Here is a 22,873-nt window from a genome sequence, read left to right on the forward strand (position 1 = left end):
GCCGTACCCCGCCTCCCTAGGATGAGCCCATGTCACTCCCGCACGCGATCCTCACGGCCCTGCTGGAAAAGCCCTCGTCAGGGCTGGAGCTGACCCGCCGGTTCGACAAGTCGATCGGTTACTTCTGGTCCGCGACGCACCAGCAGATCTATCGCGAGCTGGGGAAACTCGAGGCCGAGGGCTACATCCGCACACTGCCGGCCGAGCAGCCGGCCCGCGGGCAGAAGAAGAGCTACGAGGTCCTGCCCGCGGGCCGCGCCGAACTGGCCCGCTGGACCGCCGCCGGGCAGGACCCCAAACCGCTCCGGGACGTGCTCCTGCTGCGGCTGCGTGCCGCCGCCGTGGTCGGCACGGCGGGCCTGGAGGACGACCTGCGCCGCCACCTGGAGCTGCACCGGCGGCAGTTGGACGAGTACCAAGAGATCGAGAAGCGCGACTTCCCGCCCGACCGGGACGCCCCGCAGGACCGGCTGCGCCATCTGGTGCTGCGGGCGGGCATCGATCTGGAGACCTTCTGGACGCAGTGGCTCACCCAGGCGGTGGAGGAGCTGGCACGACTCCCTGAAGCCTGAAGCCTGCCGAGGCCGCTGACAGCTTCAGAGGCGGTACGGCTTCGAGCGGCGGCGCAGGTACCAGCCCGTGGCGATGACACCTGTGCCGACCAGGGCCGCGCCCACGCCGAGGGTGAGCGTGCCGTAGTCGCGGGCGGCGCCGCCCAGGCCGCCCATCACACCCCGGGAGGGGGCCGGCGTCGACGTCGACGAGATGGTGGGACCCGTGGCGGAGGAGACGATGACCGACTGCGTACCCGCCGTGCTGCCGCTGGAGCAGACCACCACGACGGTGTACGTCCCCGGGTTCACCCCCGACCAGGCCGCCGACTGGCTGATGGTCGTGCCGGACAGGGCCACCTGCCGGCCCTGCGAGAAGTTCTGCTGACGGCTGGTCAGCAGAGCGGCCGTGCCCCAGCTGCCGTTGATCTGGGTGCACGCGCTGGTGACCACCGAGACCATGGAGCCGGTGGTGCTCACGGAGATGCCCGAGGCTGCCGCGGACGGCCCGGCGAGCCCGGCCGGGAGCGCGGCGGCAGCCGCCAGGGTCAGGCCGGAGCCGAGAAGGAGTCGTCTAGTGCGCATTGGCTGGCCTCCGGCGGCACGGGTGGCGGTACGTCCCATGCGCCGCCGAGGGTCGGGAAGCGTCCGTGCTGCCTCAACCGAAGCCAACGCGGACTCGGGAGGGCCCGCACGTGGACGGCATCCGGCCAGGTGACGGATTCCTTCGTCCGGCGCAGACCGGCACGCCGCCGGCGTACCGCCGGTGTGCGGGTGGGCGGCGGGTCAGCCGCCCGTGGTCACCGTCCGCTCCGGCGAGAACCCGCCCCAGGTGCCGTCGGGCAGCCGCGCCCGCAGCCGTACCCGGTGCTCGGCCCCGGGGTCCCGGCCGGCGTAGAAGCTGTACGTCGCCCGGCCGCGCGGCGGTGTGCCGCCCCACACCAGCGAGGTGGCCGTCCTGCCGTCGAGCTGGATCTGGTACTCCGTGATCACGCCGTCCGTGCGCGGCGGATCCCAGGCCAGGTCGATGTAGTAGGCCCCGCCGGTCCCGTGGGTCGAGGCGGTGAAGCCACCGGGCGCGGTGTCGGTGTCCCGGCCGTCATCGGTGCCCGGTGTACCGATCCGGACCGGGGCGCTCGCCGGGGAGAGGTTGTCGGCCGCGTCCCGGGCCCGCACGGTGAACACGTACCGGGTGCCGGGGCGCAACCCGGTGACCACCGTCGCCGTCTGGTCCCCGCCGACGCTGTGGATCTTCACCCCGCCCTGGTAGACGTCGTACGACACCACCGCCCGGTCGTCCCGGGAGGCTGCCCAGGACAGCTCGGCGGCCCGGTTGCCCACGACCCGTCCGGCCGGACGCCGCGGGCGGGTCGGGGCCGAGTGGTCCGCGGCGGTCACGGCGGGCGTCCGTGCCCGCACCGCCGGGCTGGACGGCCCGAGACGCCCGTCGGTGTCCCGGGCCCGCACGGTGAAGACATAGAGGGTGGACGGCCTGAGCCTGGTGACGTCCACCATGTGCTGAGAGCCCGGTACTTCCCCCACCTTTGTGGTGCCGCGATAGACCTCGTAGGAGCGGATGCCTCGTGTGTCCGGCACCGCGTTCCACATCACGTGCACGCTGCGGGCGCTGCCGGCCGCGGCGGTGACACCGCTCGGGGCACCGGGTGCGCGGCCGTCGTCGCCGTCGGCCCCCCGGCTGCAGCCGCAGGCCGCCGCCAGCAGGGCCGCACAGACCAGCACCGACGGAAGGGGAACGCGTCGCACCTGCCTGCCTCCCGGGGAACGGTGGCACGGAATAGGTCCGGACCAATATGCCCGGCCGGGTCGGCCGCAGCAAGAGGGGTGCGGTTGGTGACCACGCCGGGCCGTTACGTATGCTGAGGGTCGCTGTAGCTGAACTTCCTGACGGATCAGGGGTGTTCATGTCTCCGGCGCGGACACGCTGTCGTCGCCGAACCCGCGCCGACGCGGGCGGCCGGGGGCCTGGGCGACACCGGCCCGGTTCCCCGGCTCCGCTTCACGACGCGTCAGGCTCACGGCGAAACACTGCTCCATCCGGCCCCGTCCCGGGTGGACCTGCGCGCAGAGCCGCATCACATTGGGCACGATGTCCGCTCCGTCCCCCCGAGGAGAGGGTCCTCATCGTGCGTGTCCATGCGCCGGCGCTGGCCGCGGCCGGCGCCGCCCTGCTCGCCCCGGCGGCGCCGGCCCCGGCCACCGCCGTTGCGTCCCCGGCAAGAACCGTGGCCCGCAGCGCGGGCGCTGTCGCAGCTGCCGACCTGCTGGCCCGGCTCGACGCGTGCACCCAGGTCTCCCACGGCCGCTACCGCACCGACGCCGGCCGCCCCGCGACCGTCCCGGTCTGCGGCACCCGCGACGCCGTCTTCTGGAAGGCCGACCTCGACATCGACTGCGACGGCCGGCCCACCGCGCGCTGCAACCGGCGCACCGACCCGCACTTCTTCGCCTCCACCGCCTACCAGCAGTCCGACGGCCGCCGGCTGAACGCCGAGACGCTTCCCTACATCGTGGTACCGGCGCCGAGCGGCATCTGGAACCACCGCGCGGCGGGCGTGCGCGGCGGCTCCGTCGCCGCCGTCGTCTACCGGGGCCGGGTGCAGTACGCGGTCGTCGGTGACACCGGCCCGCGCGACACCATCGGCGAGGCCTCCTACGCTGCTGCCCAGGGGCTCGGCATGCGGGCCGACCCCCGCGCCGGCGGGGCGGACTCCGGCGTCACCTACATCGCCTTCAAGAACTCCCGCGTCGCTCCCATCGAGGACCGCCGGGCGGCGGTGGCGACGGGGGAGCGCCTGGCCCGGCTCTTCGTGGCGAACCACTGACCGGCCGCACCCCCGGTTGCCTCTCAGGCCGCTGTCCCGGACAGTGCGTCGGACGACGTGGCGAACGGTGTGCTGAACGGTGTGCCGGGCGGTTCACCGAACGGCGTGTCAGACCTTCCGGTAGGCGTACGCCTCCGAGGCCGCCGCCACCACCGCGTCCAGGTCGGCGCCCGCCGCCGCCGTGACCACCGCGGCCACCGCTCCCTCGACGAACGGGGCGTCCACCAGCCGTGTACCGGCGGGGACTTCGCCGCCCTCGGTGAGCAGCGCCTTCACGGTGAGGACCGCGCTGCCGAGGTCGGCGAGCACCGCGACCCCGGCACCCCGGTCGACCGAGGCCGCCGCCGCGGAGATCAGCTCGGCGCTGGTGCCGAGCCTGCCGCCCTCCGCACCGCCCGCCGCCGCGACCGGCACCGCCGTGGCCCCGCCCGCCAGGCCCTTGGCCAGTTCGGCGACGGACGCGGCGACGTCCGCGCTGTGCGACACCAGCACGATCCCGACCAGCTTCATGTCGCTCACGGTCAGCCCTCCGCCGCCTCGGCCAGCGCGGCGATCAGCAGTGCCGACGACGTCGCGCCCGGATCCTGGTGGCCGATGCTGCGCTCACCGAGATAGCTGGCCCGGCCCTTGCGGGCCCGGAGCGCGATGGTGCCCACCGCCCCCTCCTCCGCGGCGGCGCGCGCGGCGGCGAAGCCGTCGCCGAGCGCGTCCACCGCCGGCACCAGAGCGTCGATCATGGTCTTGTCGCCGGGTGCCGCGCCACCGAGCCTCATCACCCCGTCGACCCCGGCACGCAGCGCCTCGGCCAGTTGCTCCTCGCCGACCTCGGCGGCGTCGCCGAGCGCCTTGCCGGTCCGGCGCAGCAGGGTGCCGTACAGCGGCCCGGCCGCGCCGCCCACCGTCGAGATCAGCCTGTGCCCGGCCAGCGTCAGAACGGCACCCGGAGTCTGCGGCTCCTCCTTCTCCAGGGCGGTGCGCACGGCGGTGAACCCCCGCTGCAGATTGGTGCCGTGGTCGGCGTCCCCGATGGGCGAGTCGAGGGCGGTGAGCCGTTCCGCCTCGCGGTCGACGGACGCGGCGGTGGCCGTCATCCAGCGGCGGAAGAAATCGGCGTCGAGCACGTGATCTCCTTACGTGTCAGGGATGTTGATCGCTTCGCCCGCCGTGCGACGGCCGTTTCACATCCCCCAGCGCAGTGCCGGGGTCCTCACCGGGGCGTCCCACAGCCGCAGCAGTTCCTCGTCCACCTGGCACAGGGTGACCGAGACTCCGGCCATGTCGAGGGAGGTGACGTAGTTCCCGACGAGCGTGCGGGCCACGGCGACACCGCGCTCGCGCAGCACCCGCTGCACCTCGGCGTTGAACCCGTACAGCTCCAGCAGCGGGGTGGCGCCCATGCCGTTGACCAGGACGAGCACGGGGTTTCGCGGGGCCAGGTCGTCCAGGATCGCGTGGACCGCGAAGTCGGCGATCTCCCCCGAGGTCATCATCGCCCGCCGCTCCCGGCCCGGCTCGCCGTGGATGCCGATCCCCAACTCCAGTTCGCCCTCGGGCAGATCGAAGGTCGGGCTGCCCTTGGCCGGTGTCGTACAGGCGCTCAGCGCGACACCGAAACTCCGGGAGCCGGCGTTCACCTGCCGACCGATCGACTCGACCCGCTCCAGCGGCTGCCCCTCGGCCGCTGCGGCGCCCGCGATCTTCTCCACGAAGAGCGTCGCGCCGGTGCCGCGCCGGCCCGCCGTGTAGAGACTGTCGGTGACGGCCACGTCGTCGTCCACCAGCACCTTGGCGACCTGGATGCCCTCGTCCTCGGCAAGTTCGGCCGCCATGTCGAAGTTCAGGACGTCACCCGTGTAGTTCTTCACGACGAACAGCACCCCGGCCCCGCTGTCCACGGCCGCCGCCGCCCGTGCCATCTGGTCCGGCACCGGAGAGGTGAACACCTCTCCCGGGCAGGCCGCCGACAGCATGCCCGGCCCGACGAACCCACCGTGCAGGGGCTCGTGTCCCGACCCTCCGCCCGATACGAGCGCGACCTGCCCGGCCACGGGAGCGTCCCGGCGTACGATCACCCGGTTCTCCACGTCCACGGTCAGGTCCGGATACGCGGCTGCCATCCCCCGCAGCGCATCCGCCACCACGGTCTCCGGGACGTTGATCAGCATCCTCATGGGTGTCTCCTCGGGAGCTTGGCACTTGAGCCCGGTGACCTGCGTCTTCGCAGGTCACCGGGCTGAGGGCGATATGTGGTCTCGGCGGTTCGCTGGGGGTCGCAGGCGGGTGGTGGCGGGTCTGTCGCTGACTCGAAGCCGACGTCGGTGACAACGTGTCAGGTCATGGTGATCGCTGATCACTCGGTCGAACTGCCTTCTCTACCGGCAGTATCGACCCTGCGCCCGCGAAGGTCACCTGTCGTGGCGCACAGGACAGAGCGCATGGACGGTGCACGCGTGGCGTGCAGAGCACCTGCGCGGGCCGCGTTCTCCGTGGCCGTCCCCGCGGTGACCGGCGGCAGCTGCCGGTGAGCACGCCCGCTCCGGTGTCCCCGCCGCGTTCTCCGGATGCTGCGCGGCCCTGGCCGCCTCTGGCCGGACGGACCTGACCGACCGCGCAGTCTTCTGCCCCGGCGAAGGCGGCGGTCCTTCAGGAGGCCCTGCGATGGCGTACGGCGTCGAGCGCCCGGTCGACGGGGCCGAGCACCGGTGCGGCCAGCTTGTTCGCGGCCTCGTTGTTGACCCAGCGGTGCGGCCGGGTGGGCGCGTAGACCTGCGTGACTTTGACCTCGGTGCCCAGCATGCGCAGCCGGGAGGGGCTGATCGCCTTGCGCAGTGCCTTGAACTCCTCGCGTTCCTCACGTGCGGCGTGCTGGGTGACCGCGCGCCGGGCCTCGTTCAGGCGCCGCAGATACCCGGCGCCGTCCGGGCCGGTCCGCCACAGAGCGACCAGCAACTGCTTGGCCTCCTTCTCCTCGCCGCGCCGACGGGCGGCCAGTTCCCGGCCATGGCGGAGTGCGCGGCGCGCGACGGGGTGGACGTGCGCCTCTTCGGCGGCCTCGTGCACGGCGAGCAGGCGCATCAGCCGGTCGAAGTTCCGGCGGCGCCACGGGCCGGGCAGTGCGGCACGCAGGAAGCCCAGCTTGATCTGCCGGTGCTGGCGGGTGAGCAGGTCGACGACGTTCTCGCCGCCCAGAGCGCGTGCCATCCGCCGGGACCAGGCGGGAGTGGTCGTCGCGACGCCGACGGCCATCGCCTTTCCGGTGAGCAGCGGCTTGGCCCGCGCCGTCTTCAGTGCGGCCGACTTGGTCAGGGTGCCCATGATCCCTCCTCACTCCGGACTCAGCGGTCACGGGTACCCCGCCCGGACCACCCGTACGCACTCCCGGGCTGCTTTCCGGGCCTTGCCGATCGCCTGGTGTGCACCGGCACACATACGGCGACACAGCAGCCGGCCACCGGACCGGCAGGGTTTACGCGTGGCGCGGCGAGGCAACCCCGAGGCCCGACCCTCGCACCTCCTGCTAGGAGAACGCCCATGACACAAGTCGCCGACTACGTGCTGCAACGCCTCACCGAGTGGGGTGTCCAACGCGTGTACGGCTATCCCGGTGACGGCATCAACGGACTGCTCGGCGCCTTCGACCGGGCCCAGGGCACACCCGAATTCATCCAGACGCGGCACGAGGAGATGGCTGCGTTCATGGCCTGCGCCCATGCGAAGTTCACCGGCGAGGTCGGCTGCTGCACGGCGACCTCGGGGCCCGGCGCCGTTCATCTGCTGAACGGGCTGTACGACGCCAAGCTGGACCACCAGCCGGTGGTCGCCGTGGTCGGCCAGCAGAAACGGCTCTCCCTGGGTGCCCACTACCAGCAGGAGGTCGACCTGGAACGTCTTTTCGCGGACGTCTCCGAGTTCTGCCAGATGGTCGTCCACCCGGGACAGGCCCGGCACGTCATCGACCGGGCCTTCAAGACCGCGCTGACCATGCGCGGTGTCGCGACGATCATCATCCCGAACGACGTCCAGGAGGAGGACGCCCAGCCGTCACCGCCGAAGACGCACGGGTCGGTGTTCTCCAGCGTCGGCTGGAGCCGCCCCCGGGTGCTGCCCGACCCCGACGAGCTGCGCAAGGCCGCGGACGTCCTCAACGAGGGCACCAAGGTCGCCATGCTGGTGGGGCAAGGCGCGGCCAGGGCCCAGGAAGAAGTCGTCGAGGTCGCGGAGCTGCTCGGCGCCGGCGTCGCCAAGGCGCTGCTCGGCCGCGAGGTCCTCCCGGACGACCTGCCGTTCGTGACCGGGCCGATCGGTCTGCTCGGCAGCAAGGCGAGCGACAACATGATCCGGAAGTGCGACACCCTCTTCATGATCGGCAGCAGCTTCCCCTACTCGGAGTGGCTGCCGGACGAGGGCCAGGCCCGGGGCGTCGAGATCGACATCGACGGACGGATGATCGGCATCCGCTACCCCATGGACGCCCACCTCGTCGGCGACGCCAAGGAGAGCCTCCGCGCGCTGATCCCCCTCCTGCGACGCAAGACGGACCGCGGCTGGCGCGAGCAGGTCGAGAAGGACGTCCGTGAGTGGAACGACCTGTGCGAGCGGTGGGCGAGCCAGCACTTCGAGGGCACGATCAACCCGCAGGCCGTCGCCGCCGAGCTGTCGCCGCGTCTCCCCGACCACTGCATCCTCACGGCCGACTCCGGTTCGGGCACGAACTGGTGGGCACGCAACCTCAAGCTGCGCCAGGGTATGCGGGCGTCGCTGTCGGGGACGCTGGCCACGATGGGCCCCGGCACGCCGTACGCGATCGCCGCGCGCTTCGCCCACCCGGACCGGCCGGTGATCGCCTTCGTCGGTGACGGGGCGTTCCAGATGAACGGCATGAACGAGATGATCACCGTCAGGCGGTATCTCGACCGGCTCTCCGGGCCCGCCCCCTTCATCTTCTGCGTGTTCAACAACCAGGACCTCAACCAGGTCACCTGGGAACAGCGCGCCATGGCCGGCGACCCGAAGTACCCCGCGTCCCAGGAGATCCCCGACATCCCCTACGCCGCTTACGCCCAGCTGATCGGCCTGAAGGGCATCGTCTGCGACGATCCGCACAAGCTCGGCGAGGCCTGGGACGAGGCACTGGCGTCCGACAAGCCGGTGGTGCTGGAGTTCAAGGTCGACAACGAGATCGCGCCGATCCCGCCGCACATCACGAAGATGCAGGCCAAGAAGACCGCCATGGCCACGCTCCACGACCCGGAGAGGGTCGGCATCACCGCCAGGGGCGTACGGCAGAAGATCACCGAGTATGCCGAACACCTCCCCGGCCGGGGCCAGAAATGAGCGGTCCGCGACAGGACGGCCCGCACCACGGCGCACAGGTCGTGGTGGTCACGGGCGCGAGCGCAGGCGTCGGCCGGGCCACTGCCCGCGCGTTCGGGGCGCGCGGAGCCGCGGTGGCGCTGCTGGCCCGTGGCCAGAAAGGCCTGGAGCAGGCCGCGCACGACGTACGGATGGCCGGTGGGCAGGCCCTGCCCCTGGTGGTCGACGTCGCGGATCCCGAGCAGGTGGAGGCCGCCGCGCAGCAGGTGGAGGAGCAGCTCGGGCCGATCGACGTCTGGGTGAACGCCGCGTTCGCCACGCTGTTCGCCCCGGTCACAGAGATCCGCCCGGAGGAGCTGAAAAGGGCCACCGAGGTGACGTACCTCGGCTTCGTCCACGGCACCCAGGCTGCCCTGCGCCGCATGCTGCCCCGCGACCGGGGCACGGTCGTGCAGGTCGGCTCGGCCCTGGCCTACCGCAGTGTGCCGTTGCAGGCGGCCTACTGCGGTGCCAAGGCCGCGATCCGCGGTTTCACCGACGCCCTGCGCTGCGAGCTGAGGCACGACGGCAGCGGCGTGCGGGTGACCACGGCCCACCTGCCGGGGCTCAACACCCCACAGTTCAGCTGGGTGCTGGCCAGGCTGCCGCGTCATCCACGGCCGGTCGCACCCGTCTACCAGCCAGAGGTCGCCGCCGAGGGCATCCTGTACGCGGCCGACCACCCGGAGCGGCGCGAGTACTGGATCGGCGGGTCCACGGTCGCCACCCTGCTGGGACAGCGCTTCGCAGCGGGCCTGCTGGAGAGATACCTGGCCCGGACCGGCTACGACTCGCAGCAGATGGACCAGCCCCTCGACCCCTCGCGCCCCGCCAACCTCTGGAAACCGGTCGACGACACCGACGGCGCCGACCACGGACCGCACGGGATCTTCGACCAGGAGGCGCACTCCCGCAGTCTCCAGCTGTGGGCCTCCCGCCACCGGCGTGCGCTGGCGCTCGGCGCAGCCGCTGCGGGCGCCGCCGGCACGGCGCTCGCAGTGACCCTGAACCAGTTGTCTCAGCGCGGCAGTGCGCAGACGTCGTTGAGGCGGACCGCGCACTCCAGCAGAAGCGCGTGGACGAACGCCTGGGGCAGATTGCCGCGCAGCTGGCGCTGACGCACGTCGTACTCCTCCGCGAACAGCCCGGACGGCCCGCAGGCCGCCCGGGTCCGTTCGAACCAGCGCAGTGCGCCCGCCCGGTCTCCGAGGCGGTCGGTGGCCAGTGCCATGGTGAAGCCGCACAGGAGGAAGGCCCCTTCGGCTTCACCCAGCGGGATCCCCGCGTGGCCGAAGCGGTAGACGTACCCGTCCCGAGCCAGCTGCTCCTCGACGAAGCGACGGGTGATCGCGCTGCTCGGATCGTCGCTGGGAGGGCAGCCGCGCGCCAGGGGCGTCAGCAACGAGGCCTCCGGGCCGTCGTCGTCGGCGGCCCGCCGCCACCGGCCGTCGGCGCGCAGACAGCGGCGGCGGGTCTCCGTGAAGACGGCCTCCGCCAGCTCGGCGCACCGCTGCGCCTGCCGTCCCGGCAGCGCCTCGGCCACCTGTCGCAGACCGCAGACCACGCTCAGCCGGGACTGGGTCCACCACCGTTCGTCCAGCTCCCACAGGCCGGCGTCGGGCCTTCGCCAGTTGCGCTCCACCGCATCGGCCGCGACCGTGACCGCCTGTTCCGCCTCCGGTGTGAGCCGGTCGTGGTGCGCGGCGGCGGCGAAGAGCTGAAGCACCTCCCCGAACGTGTCGAGCTGGAACTGGGAGGCCGCCCGGTTGCCGATCCGGTCGTTGCCCCCCGGGTAACCGGACAGGGGAAGCCCCTGCTCCTGCGGCACACGCCCGCCGTCGACGGTGTAGGCGGGGTGGAGGCCGTCGCCGTCGGCGAGGATGCGTTCGGCGGTGAAGCGCACGGTGCCGTCGAGCAGGTCGTGCGGGCCGTGCGCGGCGACCGCAAGGCCCGCGTAGCTCTGGTCGCGCAGCCAGGCGAAGCGGTAGTCGTAGCTGCGTCCGGTGTTCGCCCGTTCCGGCAAGGAGGTGGTGACGGCCGCGACCATGCCCCCGGAGGAACTCGTCAGGCCGCGCAGGACGGCATAGGCGTGCCGGGCGTCGCGAGGCGCGGCCAGGGAGGAGCAGTCGGGCACGGCCCGTCGCCAGGCGTCCTCCGTCCGCGCCCACAGCGGGTCCGGGTCCAGCGCGGCGGTGCTCGCCCGTTCCGACAGCTCCAGGACGAGGTCTTGGCACTCGCCCTTGCGGAGCCGGAAGGCCCCGCGCAGCCCGGATTCAGGGTTCCAGGCCGCCCCGTGCGCTCCGCGGAGCCGGAGCCGCAGCCCGCCCGCCTCCGCGGTCCACACCGAACCCTCCAGGCGGGGGTCGCGCACCCGGCACGCCCCGAAGCCGGGCCGCGGCTCGAGCCTGAGCCGCAGCCGTGCCTCTCCCTGCTCCACACGCATCCGGCGCAGCAGCACCAGACGGTCCGGCGAGGCCGGCATCGCCAGCGCGTCCCGGCACTCGACCACGGCGTCCGCGGTCACCCAGCGGCTGACCCGGATCAGCGTGCCGTCCTCGTAGTAGCCGCCCCACACGTGCCACCGGTCCTCCGGCTCCACGCCGAAGAACCCGCCGCCGCCGATGAGGGAGGAGAACACCGCGTCACTGTGCCAGCGCGGGGCGCACAGCCACACGATCCGGCCCTCGGGGTCCACCACGGCACCGCGTTCGCCGTCGGCGAGGACCGCGTACTCCCGCAGCACCCACGGAGGGCAGAGGCCGTTCGCCACCCGTGCCGGCCTGTCCGCTCTGTCATCCATGGCACTCGGGTTTTCCCGGTCGTCCGGCCGGGAAACGACCGGCGGCGCAGCAGCGGCGCCGCCGGAACGGCTGCCGGTGTTCCCACGGGTGCTCCTCGGCCGCCGCAGCCCACGCGTCCTCCAGGTGCTCGGACCACCTGGGTGTCCACACGCCGGAGCTGCCGATCGGACGGGGACGCTCGCCAGCCGGTCCGCTCCGCCGGTTCCCGGCCCTTCCCGCGGTCCGACGCCCGTCCTCCTGGCCCCGCCCGGTCCGTCGTCAGCCGGACGGACCAGGCCCCGCGCCCGGTAGGACGGCCGGCCGGGTGAAATGTGCATAGGACAAACCCCCCGGGAAACCCAGCCGATGCCCCGGCAGCCGACCAGGAGCAGAGGCTCACATGACTTCCCTCAGCACCCTTCGCCCACCGGTGACCCGCACCGCCGACGGCGCGCTGTCCTCCGAGCAGATCGACGAGCTCGTCGGAGGGATCAGCAGGCTGCCGTCGGGCCGGGCCCGGGACGCCGCCCGCGAGGACGCCATCCTCATGCTGCTTCCCCTGGCACGCCGGATCGCCGCCAAGTACCGCAACATCGGCAAGGAGGAACAGGACGACCTGCTCCAGGTGGCCTGTCTGGGGCTGGTCAAGGCCATCGACGGCTACGACCCCCACCGGGGCCACGCGTTCCTGTCGTACGCGGTGCCCTCGATCACCGGGGAGCTGAAGCGGCACCTGCGGGACCGGATCGGCCTGGTCAGGCTGCCGCGGTCCGTCCAGGAGGCACGACGAGAGATCAAGCACGTACGGCAGGAGCTCGAACAGCGGTGTCACGGACGCCCGCTCACGCAGACGCAGATCGCCCGTGCCTGTGGTCTGCCGGAGGATCTCGTCGCCGAGGCCCTGCGCTCCCATGGCGCGCTGCATCCCCGCTCGCTCGACGCACCACCGGACCGGACGGACAGTTCCGTGGCCGCCCTCAACGAAGTGATGGGGGAGTACCACGCCGGTCTCGAGGCCGCTGCCGAACGAGTGGATCTCATCCGGGCCCTGATGCAGTTCCCGGACCGGGAACGGCGCATCCTCGTCCTGCGCTTCTTCCACGACCGCACCCAGCAGCAGATCGCGGCGGCCGTGGGTGTCTCGCAGATGCATGTGTCACGGCTGCTCGCCCGATGCCTGGCCCGACTGCGGCAGACGCTCGCGGATCCGGACCCCTCCGTCACCGTGGAGGAACCACGACCATCGAAGGACGCTGCGGCCCCTGCGGAGCCCGCGTGCGTCACCCCCGGCACCCGGCCCTCCGCCCCGCGCCCACGGACTCGACCGGTGCACCCGCCCGGGCACACGCGCGCTCGACCAAGCGGGCGCAAGAGGGTCGCCGTCTGTTTGCGTGACCTCGCCACGGGTCACCCAATGCCGACGGCAGAGGTGCGCGTCCGAGGGAGAGCACGTCATGACGCTGGTGGCCGACTACGTACTGCAACGCTTGCGGGAATGGGGGATCGAGCGGGTCTACGGCTATCCCGGCGACGGGATCAACGGGCTGCTCGGCGCCTTCGACCGGGCGAAGGGACAGCCGGAACTCATCCAGACGCGGCACGAGGAGATGGCTGCGTTCATGGCCTGTGCCCATGCGAAGTTCACCGGCGAGGTCGGCTGCTGCACGGCGACCTCGGGGCCCGGCGCCGTTCATCTGCTGAACGGGCTGTACGACGCCAAGCTGGACCACCAGCCGGTGGTCGCCGTGGTCGGCCAGCAGAAGCGGCTCTCCCTCGGCGCGCACTACCAGCAGGAGATCCCCCTCGCCCAGCTGTTCGCGGACGTCTCCGAGTTCTGCCAGATGGTCGTGCATCCGGGGCAGGCCCGGCACGTCATCGACCGGGCCTTCAAGACCGCGCTGACCATGCGCGGTGTCGCGACGATCATCATCCCGGAGGACGTCCAGGAGGAGAAGGCCCAGCCGTCGCCGCCGAAGACGCACGGGTCGGTGTTCTCCAGCGTCGGCTGGAGCCGCCCCCGCCTGCTGCCCGACCCCGACGAGCTGCGCAAGGCCGCGGACGTCCTCAACGAGGGCACCAAGGTCGCCATGGTCATCGGTCAGGGTGCCGCACATGCCGAGAGCGAGGTCGTGGAGACGGCGGAGCTGCTGGGGGCCGGGGTCGCGAAGGCGCTGCTCGGGCGGGAGGTCCTCCCGGACGACCTGCCGTTCGTGACCGGTCCGATCGGTCTGCTCGGCAGCAAGGCCAGCGACAACATGATCCGGAACTGCGACACGCTGCTCATGGTGGGCACGAGTTTCCCGTACGCGGAGTGGCTGCCGGACGAGGGCCAGGCCCGGGGTGTCGAGATCGACATCGACGGGCGGATGATCGGCATCCGCTACCCCATGGACGCCCATCTCGTCGGCGACGCCAAGGAGACCCTCAAGGCCCTCCTGCCGCTGCTCGAACGCAAGCAGGAGCGCACATGGCGGGAGCAGATCGAGAGGGACGTCCGCGAGTGGGACGCGATCTGCCAGAAGCGGGCCGGACAGCACTTCGGCGGCACCGTCAACCCGCAGGCGGTGGCGTCCGAGCTGTCGCCCCGGCTGCCGGACGGCTGCATCCTGACCGCCGATTCCGGCTCGGGGACGAACTGGTGGGCGCGGCATCTGAAGCTGCGCAAAGGCATGCGGGCGTCGCTGTCGGGGACGCTGGCCACGATGGGCCCGGGCACGCCGTACGCGATCGCCGCGCGCTTCGCCCACCCGGACCGGCCGGTGATCGCCTTCGTCGGTGACGGGGCGTTCCAGATGAACGGCATGGCCGAGATGATCACCGTCAAGCGGTACCTGGACCGGCTGTCCGGCCCGGCACCGTTCGTCTTCTGCGTGTTCAACAACCAGGACCTCAACCAGGTCACCTGGGAACAGCGCGCCATGGCGGGCGACCCGAAGTTCCCCGGCTCGCAGTACATCCCCGACGTGCCCTACGCCAAGTACGCCGAGATGCTGGGCCTGAAGGGCATTCGCTGCGACAAGCCGAAGAAAGTCGGGAAGGCCTGGGACGAGGCCCTCGCCTCGAACGTTCCGGTGGTCCTGGAGTTCAAGGTGGACCAGGAGATCGCGCCGATCCCGCCGCACATCACGCTGGCGCAGGGCAAGAAGGCCGCCAAGGCCGCCGTACGCGATCCGGAGCGGGCGGGCATCGCCGCCAAGGGGGTGCGCCAGAAGCTCACCGAGGCGGCCGAGCACCTGCCCGGACGGCATTCATGAGCGGTGCGGGACCGACGCTGGACGGGTGCCGGATCGAATCGGTCGACGTGCACGCCTTCGAACTGCCGACCGACGGCCCGGACGGCACCGAGGAGGACGGCACCCTGGAGTGGGACTCCACGACCATGGTCCTGGTCCGGGTGCATGCCGGCGGTCGTACCGGTCTCGGTTACACCTACGGGGACGTGTCGGTCGCCTCGTTCGTCGACTCCGAGCTGGCGGCGGTGCTGCAGGGCAAGGACATGACCTCGCCACCGGCCCTCTGGCACCTGATGGGACGGCAGATCCGCAACGCCGGCCGTCCGGGTGTCGGCGCCATGGCCGTCTCCGCGGTGGACGTGGCGCTGTGGGACCTCAAGGCGCGTCTGCTCCAGCTGCCGCTGGTCCACCTGCTCCCGGCGTACCACGACCGCGTGCCGGTGTACGGCAGCGGCGGGTTCACGAACTACTCGCTCGACCGCCTCACCGAGCAGCTCACCGGCTGGGTGGAGCAGGGGATCCCGCGCGTCAAGCTCAAGACCTCCCGGGACCCCGGGAGCGACCCGCAGCGCCTGACGGCCGTCCGTACGGCCGTCGGTGACGGGCCGGAGATCTTCACCGACGCCAACGGGGCACTGGGCCGCAAGCAGGCCTTGTACTGGGCGCGCCGGTTCCACGAGGAGTGGGACGTGCGGTGGTTCGAGGAGCCCGTCAGCTCCGCCGATCCGGCGGGCTTGCGCATGCTGCGCGAGCGGGGTCCCGAGCGGCTGGAGATCGCGGCGGGAGAGTACGCGTACACCGCACGGGACTTCGTCAACCTGGTCGAGGGCCCCGCCGTGGACTGTCTCCAGGCCGATGTCACCCGGTGCGGGGGCATCACCGGCGTGCTGGAGGCGGCCGGTCTGGCCGCGGCCCACCACCTGGATCTGTCCGCCCACTGCGCGCCGGCGGTCTCGGCCCATGCGTTCTGCGCCGTGCGCCGGCTGCGGCACCTGGAGTACTTCCACGACCATGTGCGGTTCGAACGCCTGCTGTTCGACGGCACGTTGCCGCCCGACGGCGGTGCCCTGAGCCCCGACACCGGCCGGCCGGGCCTCGGCCTGGAGGTCAAGTGGCCCGACGCCGAGCGCTACCGCGTGTACGGGACGCGGACCACCTGAGCCGGCTGTGAAGGAGAGTTGAGACCGATGGCGAAGCCACCCCGCCGGACGACCCGCGAGATCCCGGCCAAGACCCACCCGCAGATCCCCGGAGCGCCACGGGCCCGCCAGACGCTGGACATCGGCAGGCTGGAGCGGGCCCTGCGCAGGGCCGTCGAAGGAGAAGTGCGCTTCGACACCGCCTCGTTGGGCCTCTACGCCCAGGACGCGTCCAACTTCCGGCAGGTACCCATCGGCGTGGTGGTCCCACGCACGCTCGACGACGTCGTGGCCGTGCACAGGATCTGTCACCGCTTCGGCGCCCCCATCCTCAACCGGGGCGGGGGGACGAGCCTGTCCGGCGAGACGGTCAACGAGGCCGTGGTGATCGACCACTCCAAGTACCTCACCCGCATCGGGAAGATCGACCCCGACCGCCGCCTGGTCACCTGCGAACCCGGCGTGATCAACGAGGAACTCAACCGTCACACGGGCAAGTACGACCTGGTGTTCGGGCCCGACCCCTCCACCCACTCCCGGTGCCTGATCGGCGGCAACATCGGGAACAACTCCTGCGGTATCCACTCGGTGCAGTCACAGCTGTACGGGCCCGGCCCGCGCACCAGCGACAACGTGCACGCCCTGGAGATCGTCACCTACGACGGCGCCCGCTTCTGGGTGGGGGTGAACGAGGAGGAGCACCTCGACGCCATCATCGCCGCAGGCGGCCGCAAGGGCGAGATCTACGCGGCGCTGCGGGACCTGCGCGACAAGTACGCCGACGTCATCCGGGCCGGATTCCGCCCGGCCGAACAGGTGCCGCGCCGGGTCTCCGGATACAACCTGGACGAACTCCTGCCCGAACGCGGCTTCAACGTCGCCCGCGCCCTGGTCGGCACCGAGAGCACCTGCGCCACCGCCCTGCAGGCCGTCCTGATGCTCACCCCCGCCCTCCTGCAACGCACCACCGTCGTGGTGGAGTACGACGACCTCGGCGACGCCGCCGAGCACTGCGAGGAGATCGTGCGGCGCTTCAAGCCGATCGGCCTGGAGGCACTGGACGACGAGCTCATCCGCGACCAGAAGCTGCAGAACATGAACACGGCGAACATCCAGGAGCTGCCGCGGCCCACGGGTGGCGCCTGGCTCGTGGTGCAGTTCGGCGCGGACAGCGCGGAGGAGTCCGTGACGCAGGCCCACGCCTTCGCCGACTGGCTCACCGGCGCCAAGGGCTACGCACGGGACCGCGTCAAGATCGTCAAGGGTCAGCAGGAGGGCGGCGACAGCGAACACCTCTGGGCGATCCGGGAGAGCGGTCTCGGCTCGACCGCGTTCCCGCCCGACGGCAAGGACCACTGGCCCGGCTGGGAGGACTCAGCGGTCCCGCCGGACCGGATCGGCGAGTACGTGCGGGAGCTGCGCAAGGTCATGGACCGGCACGGCATCACCGGCGCCATGTACGGCCACTTCGGCCAGGGGTGCATCCACAGCCGGCTCAGCTTCGACCTGCGCACCGCCGACGGCATCGCCACCTACCGGGCGTTCCTGGAGGACGCCGCCGACCTGTGCGTGTCCCTGGGCGGCTCGGTCTCCGGCGAACACGGCGACGGCCAGCAGCGCGCCGAACTGCTGGAGAAACAGTTCGGACCCGAACTCCTCCAGGCCATGCGGGATTTCAAGGCCATCTGGGACCCGCAGTGGAAGATGAACCCGGGCAAGGTCGTCGACGCCTACCGCCTGGACGAGAACCTCAAGCTCGGCACCGACTACAACCCGCCGCGGCACCCGCTGAAGTTCGCCTACACGGAGGACGGCGGCGACTTCGCCCACGCCACCCTGCGCTGCGTCGGCATCGGCAAGTGCCGGGTTCCGCAGGCCGAGACGACGATGTGCCCCAGCTACCAGGTCACCCGAGAGGAGAAGCACACCACCCGCGGCCGGGCCCGTCTGCTGTACGAGATGCTGAGGGGCGACGTCCTCACCGACGGCTGGCAGTCCAAGGAGGTGTACGACGCCCTCGACCTGTGCCTGGCCTGCAAGGGCTGCACCAACGACTGCCCCGTCAGTGTGGACATGCCCACCTACAAGGCCGAGTTCCTGTACCACCACTACAAGTCGCCGCGCCGATGGCGCCCCCGGTACGCCTACGCCTTCGGCTTCATCGACCAGGTGGCCAGGATCGCCTCCCGCGTCCCCGAACTCGCCAACCTCGCCACCCACACGCCCGGCCTCGCCCGGATCGCCAAGCTCGTGGCAGGCATCGACCCGCGCCGCCCGCTGCCGCGCTTCGCACCCATGACCCTCCAGGAGTGGTTCGTCCGTCGCGGTGGCACCACCAACCCGAACGGTCGCCCGGTCGTGCTGTTCCCGGACACCTTCAACAACCACTTCCACACGAACGTCGGTGTCGCGTGTGTCGAGGCGATCGAGGCCGCCGGCTGGCAGGTCGTCATGCCCGAGCAGCACATCTGCTGCGGCCGGCCGCTGTACGACTACGGTTTCCTCGACGCCGCGGAGCGCTACCTCCACCGCGTCCTGGACACCCTGCGCCCCCATCTGCGGGCCGGCACGCCCATCGTCGGCATGGAACCGAGCTGTCTGGCGGTCTTCAAGGACGAGCTGCCCAAACTGCTCCCGCACGACGACGACGCCGCACGGCTGACCAAGAACGCCTACCACTTCCCGGAGTTCTTCCGGGCCTTCGGCATCGACCCGCCAGAGCTCGACGGCACGGCTCTGCTCTGGGGCCACTGCCACCACCGCGCCACCGGCGGCATGAGCCCCGAGCAGCAACTGCTGGAGCAGATGGGGCTCGAGGTGAACAACCTCCAGGGCGGCTGCTGCGGCCTCGCCGGGTCCTGGGGCTTCGAGTCCGGCAAGTACGAGATCTCCATGGCCTGCGGCGAACAGGCTCTCCTGCCCGCCGTACGGGACGCCGCCGACGACTGCCTGGTGGTGGCCGACGGCTTCTCCTGCAAGACCCAGATCACGGACGCCGGCACCGGGCGGCGTGCCCTGCACGTGGCCGAGGTGATGAAGCTGGCCCGCGACAAGGGCAGGGACGCGGCGACCGGGCTGCCCGAACGCGGTGCCGCCGCCACGCCGAAACCTCCGCTGCCCGAACGGCTGCTCAGGGTGGCGGCCGTCACCGCCGTGGGCGCGGCGCTGACCGCGGCGGGGATCAGGATCGCCCGTCGGTGAGGGCCGTGCGTCCCTGAGTGCCGCTGAAGGCAGTGATCGCGGCGTCCGTCACCTCGGGGCCCGGCTCGGTCGAGCAGCGCAGGTCCGGCGCGCAGGCCGAGCGGGCGCTCAGGGTCGGCCTGCCGACCCCGCGGTGGGAGGCCGTCCGGCGGACGCCTCCCACCGGACCGCACCCGTATCCGGCTCCGCACGCGGTGATCCCTGGCACGGCCGGAGCGGCGGCACCTGTCGTGGGCCGGGCGCAAGTCGTTCTTGTCCGGCGGTGACGGTCTGACGGCGATCCGGCACCCCTCCCGCCGGCCCCGTCGAGCCGGCCTGGAGAGCTCGGCCCAGCCGCCGACAGCAGTGCGCCACGACGCGGGACACCTGGCCCTGCGAGAGACCGACGGCAGCGGCGATCTGCTGCTGGCTCTGCTCCTGGTAGAAACGCAGATGCAGAATGCGCCGCTCCAGTGCGGTGAGCCGTCGCACGGCCGAGGCCAGCGTCATCACGTCGACCACATGGTCGACACCCCGGTGCTCGAGGCCGGTCCCGCACACTGCCGTGTGCGCCTCTCGGCCGATGGCCGGCGCATCCAGTGAGACAGGGCGGCACTCCCGCAACGCACGGAGCGTGGCCGACACCAGGGCGGTCTCCATCCCGAGGTGCGCTGCGATCTTCTCCGCGCCCGGCGCTACGCCCCCGTACCGCTGCTCCAGTTCCTCCAGGGCCTGGAGGACCGGCCCGCACGCCTCCTGAAGCGGCCGTGGCAGCCGGATCACCGGTACCCGGTCGCGCAGATGCCGTCTGACCTCACCGACGACGGTGGGAAGCGCGTAGGAGAGGAACGCGTGTCCACGGGAGGGGACGAATCCGTCGACCGCCCGCACAAGGCCCAGCGAGGCGACCTGCACCAGGTCCTCGAACTGCTCGCCGTGTCCTTGGAAGCGGCGCGCCACACGCCGCGCCAGCGGGAGCAGGGCCAGGATCGCCGCGTCCCGCAGGGCCTGGCGCCGAGGACCCGGTGGACACGCCGCGAGGTCGCGCATCGTCGCGTCCATCCAGGCGGAGGAGTGATCGGCCGCGAGGACGCGGTCGGGATGCTCCGGCCCGGGATCGGTGTGCGTGTGCATGGGCTCTCTGCTGAGTCCTTGGCGCGGGCGAGGCACCCGCACCTGTGGGCGCTCGTCGGGAACTCGGTTTCCGGGCCGTGAGAGGGAGATGCCTCTGGGGTGAGCGCATGGAACCGGCCTTCGGGACCCGTTTTCTGGAGTCGTGTTCTTCGTCACCGGTCACGGGCACCGTGAAACGAGCTTCACCCGGTCGGCCCGCGCCCGGTCGGCCGCACCGGCCAAACGGGTCAGGTTCCGCTCGTGTCAGCAGAGTCAGTCCCCCAGCGGTCTGCACTGCGGTCGCACGCGCGTCCCGTCAGCCGTGGCCATTCATCTTCATCGGCACAGTGCAGCTCTCGGCGCAACAGGGCTCGGGACTCCGGCGCGGTAGAAAGGACGTATGGCGCAGATGGAGACCCCGGCGGGGGGCCTGGACGATGTCGACGCGGTCACTCGAGCGGTGCTGACCGCCTCCCGGTTGCTGGTGGCGGTCTCCGCCCGCTCGCTCGCCGAGGTCGAGGAGCGGGTCACCCTGGCTCAGTTCAGGATGCTGGTCGTGCTGGCCGGCCGGGGTGCCACCAAGCTCGTCGCCCTGGCCGAACTGCTGCACGTGGCGCCCTCGACGGCGATGCGCATGGTGGACCGGTTGATCACTGCCGGACTGGCGGACCGGCAGCCCAATCCTGGAAACCGCCGGGAGACCTTGCTTCAGCTCACCGAGGAAGGGCGGCGGACGGTGGAGGCGGTGACCGCCCGGCGCCGTGCCGAGATCGCCGCCATTGTGCAGCGGCTGCGACCGGCACAGCGATGGGCGCTCGTCGAGGCCCTCGACGCGTTCAACGAGGTGGGCGGGGAGCCGCCCGTTTCCGAGGGTGGCGGGGAGCCGCATCCGCTCGGCTGGGACATGGACCCCTCGGTGGGGCGGGAGGCGTGACCCAGGCTGGTCGGACGGCTCGCCGCGTCGGCTCTTCCTGCACCGCCAGCTATTTTGCATAATGCAAGCGTAGGGTGAGGGACGGCAGGGGGATACGCGCATGGGCCGACGGTGTGGCCGCCCGCCCCGTGTCGAGTCCCATGTGGTGGCCCATCTGCGCGCCACGGTATGGGGGCCGGCGGAATTCGCCGGATTCCCGCCCCGGGGACTCGTTGCGCAGGGGATCTTCGTAGCGGTCCTCGGTCTGACGGCCATCCTCGGGACCACGCTCGCGGGGGCGTCGACGGGAGTGCCCGCGCTGGCCGACGGTGAGGCCGGGCTCGCCTGTGCGGTCGCGCTCACCCTCTGTCTGCTGCTGGCTCGGGCGGGTCGCGCGTTGGTCGGCACGGTGGCAGTGCTGGGTGTCTGCCTCGCCCTGCGGGCACCCCAGGCCGCTGCGGGTGTCGTTCTCGCGGAGCGGGGCCGGGAGGAACCGGTTGTGGTCACCTCCGTCCGGGACAGCGGGGCGACCGGGGCTGCAGGCGGCCGTTACGTCTGTTCGGTCGTGGACTTTGACGGTGTACCGCTCAAGACCCCCATCTGGCGCGGCTGCGGCGAGAAGACCCGGCCGGGGGACGCGCTGGCCGTCGTCTACGACCCGCGGGGAAGGGTGCCGCCGCGGGGCGTCGGGCCGGGTGGCGGAGTGTTCGGGGCGGTGCGCGGTCTCGTTCCCTGGGCGGCCGTGTTCAGTGCCGTGTGTGTCGTCACCGTGGTCCGCTCCTACCGGCTGTCGGCCCCGGCGCCGGCGCGTGACGGGCACCAGGCCGCCGCCGGAGAAGGCCACTGACCAGCGGTCGGATCCTCCGACAGGGACGAACCCGTTGCACGCCTGCTCCGGCGGAGCTGCGGCGGCGCGGCCAGGAGGTGCGCGAGCACGGCGCGCTACTGCCTCGGGCCGACCCGCAGTGGACGGCCTGCTCGGAGGCGGCGGCCCGGGGCGTGGCCGACGGCGTGGCCGACCAGGCGGTCGTGTCCTGCGGGACCGGGACGGGCGCCGCCATCGCCGCCGACAAGATCCCGGGGGTACGGGCGGCGGTGTGCGCCCCTGCGGGGCGGACGGCGCACGCCGCTGGAACGAAGCAGATTCTCGCCGCGGTGTGTGCGGGTGAGCCGAGCGAGACCGCGAGAACATGGCCCGCGCCGGCCGCCTGGACGCCGCCGGGAAACGTTCCCAGGGCGCCGCCGGAGGCCGGCGCGGGCCGGTGCCGTGTTCGGGCGGACTCTGCCGGTTTTCTCGGGAGGGGTGTGTCCGGCAGGGCGCAGGTTCAGTGGGCGCCCAGTCCGCCGCCGCCGAACGAGCCGCTCGATCCCTTGCTCCAGCGCGGACGTTCCTTGCTGGCGCTCGGCTTGGTGTCGACGTTGCCCAGCTCGTAGGGCGTCAGCGGGCGACCGCCCTTGGGGACCTCGGGAACCTCCAGGGATTCCCTGTTCTCCCGGACCTCTCGCACCGCGCCCTCGGGCGGCAGGTGCGGTTGCTCCTCGGGGCGAGGCCGGGGTGGCTCGCGGTACTTGATCCTGGCGTTCATCCAGTACCCGCCGGCCAGGAGCGCCAGCACGGCTGCGGCCACCACGAAGAGCCCGAGACTCATCAGGCCGCTGGGCGCGGCCAGCGGCATCGTTGCGGTACTCATGGAACTCATAGAACAGGAATACCCCGCCTATAACGGGATGAACCGGACACCATGGGTGGTCGGTCGGCCACGTACGGC

The 22,873-nt window shown here is 71.9% G+C and carries 18 protein-coding genes and 2 pseudogenes; 11 read left to right on the plus strand and 9 right to left on the minus strand.

All coding sequences use genetic code 11. From position 1 onward, the window contains the following. The first annotated feature begins 29 nt into the window (after positions 1–29). Complete coding sequence (locus K7G59_RS12725) at positions 30–572, plus strand: PadR family transcriptional regulator (RefSeq protein WP_225833556.1); 543 nt, start codon at positions 30–32, stop codon at positions 570–572. Between the two features lie 24 nt (positions 573–596). On the opposite strand, the gene K7G59_RS12730 is transcribed toward K7G59_RS12725, so the two are convergent. Beyond that, entirely contained in the window at positions 597–1,136 is a 540-nt protein-coding gene (locus K7G59_RS12730) for a hypothetical protein (RefSeq protein ID WP_225833558.1), read from the minus strand. Positions 1,137–1,337: 201 nt separating this feature from the next. Next, complete coding sequence (locus K7G59_RS12735) at positions 1,338–2,315, minus strand: fibronectin type III domain-containing protein (protein WP_225833560.1); 978 nt, start codon at positions 2,313–2,315, stop codon at positions 1,338–1,340. A 380-nt stretch (positions 2,316–2,695) separates the two neighbouring features. Here K7G59_RS12735 and K7G59_RS12740 point away from each other — a divergent pair, with 380 nt between their 5' ends. Next, positions 2,696–3,394 carry a glycoside hydrolase family 75 protein gene (locus K7G59_RS12740; protein ID WP_225833562.1) on the plus strand — a complete coding sequence of 233 codons (699 nt, stop codon included), beginning with the start codon at positions 2,696–2,698 and terminating at the stop codon, positions 3,392–3,394. Between the two features lie 108 nt (positions 3,395–3,502). Here K7G59_RS12740 and K7G59_RS12745 read toward each other — a convergent pair whose 3' ends face one another. The 4 genes from K7G59_RS12745 to K7G59_RS12760 form a co-directional block, all read right to left on the minus strand. After that, a complete protein-coding gene (locus tag K7G59_RS12745) occupies positions 3,503–3,913 on the minus strand; it encodes a PTS-dependent dihydroxyacetone kinase phosphotransferase subunit DhaM (RefSeq protein WP_225833564.1) in 411 nt (136 codons plus the stop codon). Between the two features lie 2 nt (positions 3,914–3,915). Next, entirely contained in the window at positions 3,916–4,515 is a 600-nt protein-coding gene (gene dhaL, locus K7G59_RS12750) for a dihydroxyacetone kinase subunit DhaL (RefSeq protein WP_225833566.1), read from the minus strand. Between the two features lie 57 nt (positions 4,516–4,572). Continuing rightward, on the minus strand, positions 4,573–5,565 hold the full coding sequence (dhaK, locus tag K7G59_RS12755; protein ID WP_225833568.1) for a dihydroxyacetone kinase subunit DhaK: 993 nt from the start codon (positions 5,563–5,565) through the stop codon (positions 4,573–4,575). Positions 5,566–6,037: 472 nt separating this feature from the next. Next, entirely contained in the window at positions 6,038–6,709 is a 672-nt protein-coding gene (locus K7G59_RS12760; RefSeq protein ID WP_225833570.1) for a hemerythrin domain-containing protein, read from the minus strand. A 216-nt stretch (positions 6,710–6,925) separates the two neighbouring features. On the opposite strand from K7G59_RS12760, the gene K7G59_RS12765 reads away from it, so the two are divergent. Together K7G59_RS12765 and K7G59_RS12770 are read left to right on the plus strand one after the other, a co-directional pair. Further along, entirely contained in the window at positions 6,926–8,728 is a 1,803-nt protein-coding gene (locus K7G59_RS12765; RefSeq protein WP_225833571.1) for a thiamine pyrophosphate-requiring protein, read from the plus strand. After that, a complete protein-coding gene (locus K7G59_RS12770; RefSeq protein WP_225833573.1) occupies positions 8,725–9,864 on the plus strand; it encodes an SDR family oxidoreductase in 1,140 nt (379 codons plus the stop codon). The genes K7G59_RS12765 and K7G59_RS12770 overlap by 4 nt, the downstream gene beginning before the upstream one ends. Here K7G59_RS12770 and K7G59_RS12775 read toward each other — a convergent pair. Next, complete coding sequence (locus K7G59_RS12775; RefSeq protein ID WP_225833575.1) at positions 9,765–11,546, minus strand: glycoside hydrolase family 15 protein; 1,782 nt, start codon at positions 11,544–11,546, stop codon at positions 9,765–9,767. The genes K7G59_RS12770 and K7G59_RS12775 overlap by 100 nt on opposite strands. 380 nt (positions 11,547–11,926) lie before the next feature. Between K7G59_RS12775 and K7G59_RS35310 the strand changes: the two are divergent. The 4 genes and pseudogenes from K7G59_RS35310 to K7G59_RS12795 form a co-directional block, all read left to right on the plus strand. Next, positions 11,927–12,715: pseudogene (locus tag K7G59_RS35310) on the plus strand (sigma-70 family RNA polymerase sigma factor); the annotation flags it as partial. 265 nt (positions 12,716–12,980) lie between these two features. Beyond that, the gene (locus tag K7G59_RS12785; RefSeq protein ID WP_225833577.1) at positions 12,981–14,780 is read left to right on the plus strand and encodes a thiamine pyrophosphate-requiring protein; all 1,800 of its coding nucleotides are present in this window, start codon (positions 12,981–12,983) and stop codon (positions 14,778–14,780) included. Continuing rightward, positions 14,777–15,919 carry an enolase C-terminal domain-like protein gene (locus K7G59_RS12790; RefSeq protein WP_225833579.1) on the plus strand — a complete coding sequence of 381 codons (1,143 nt, stop codon included), beginning with the start codon at positions 14,777–14,779 and terminating at the stop codon, positions 15,917–15,919. Before K7G59_RS12785 ends, K7G59_RS12790 begins: the two co-directional genes overlap by 4 nt. Positions 15,920–15,946: 27 nt before the next feature. Beyond that, positions 15,947–19,099 carry an FAD-binding and (Fe-S)-binding domain-containing protein gene (locus K7G59_RS12795; RefSeq protein ID WP_225833580.1) on the plus strand — a complete coding sequence of 1,051 codons (3,153 nt, stop codon included), beginning with the start codon at positions 15,947–15,949 and terminating at the stop codon, positions 19,097–19,099. A 108-nt stretch (positions 19,100–19,207) separates the two neighbouring features. On the opposite strand, the gene K7G59_RS12800 is transcribed toward K7G59_RS12795, so the two are convergent. Continuing rightward, positions 19,208–20,212, minus strand: coding sequence for a sigma-70 family RNA polymerase sigma factor (locus K7G59_RS12800; RefSeq protein WP_225833582.1), 1,005 nt, complete (start codon positions 20,210–20,212; stop codon positions 19,208–19,210). Between the two features lie 379 nt (positions 20,213–20,591). Between K7G59_RS12800 and K7G59_RS12805 the strand changes: the two genes are divergently transcribed. From K7G59_RS12805 to K7G59_RS12815, 3 genes and pseudogenes are all read left to right on the plus strand, one after another. Continuing rightward, complete coding sequence (locus tag K7G59_RS12805; protein ID WP_225833584.1) at positions 20,592–21,125, plus strand: MarR family winged helix-turn-helix transcriptional regulator; 534 nt, start codon at positions 20,592–20,594, stop codon at positions 21,123–21,125. 100 nt (positions 21,126–21,225) lie between these two features. Further along, the gene (locus K7G59_RS12810; protein WP_225833586.1) at positions 21,226–21,951 is read left to right on the plus strand and encodes a hypothetical protein; all 726 of its coding nucleotides are present in this window, start codon (positions 21,226–21,228) and stop codon (positions 21,949–21,951) included. 42 nt (positions 21,952–21,993) lie between these two features. Beyond that, a pseudogene (locus K7G59_RS12815) lies at positions 21,994–22,249 on the plus strand (RpiB/LacA/LacB family sugar-phosphate isomerase); the annotation flags it as partial. A 180-nt stretch (positions 22,250–22,429) separates the two neighbouring features. Here K7G59_RS12815 and K7G59_RS12820 read toward each other — a convergent pair. Then, positions 22,430–22,795: a DUF6479 family protein gene (locus tag K7G59_RS12820; RefSeq protein ID WP_225833589.1), complete on the minus strand. Its 366-nt coding sequence runs from the start codon at positions 22,793–22,795 to the stop codon at positions 22,430–22,432. Between the last annotated feature and the right edge of the window lie 78 nt (positions 22,796–22,873).

The sequence above is a fragment of the Streptomyces sp. NK08204 genome (genome assembly GCF_020400585.1).
In the GTDB taxonomy this organism is placed as follows: Bacteria; Actinomycetota; Actinomycetes; order Streptomycetales; family Streptomycetaceae; genus Streptomyces.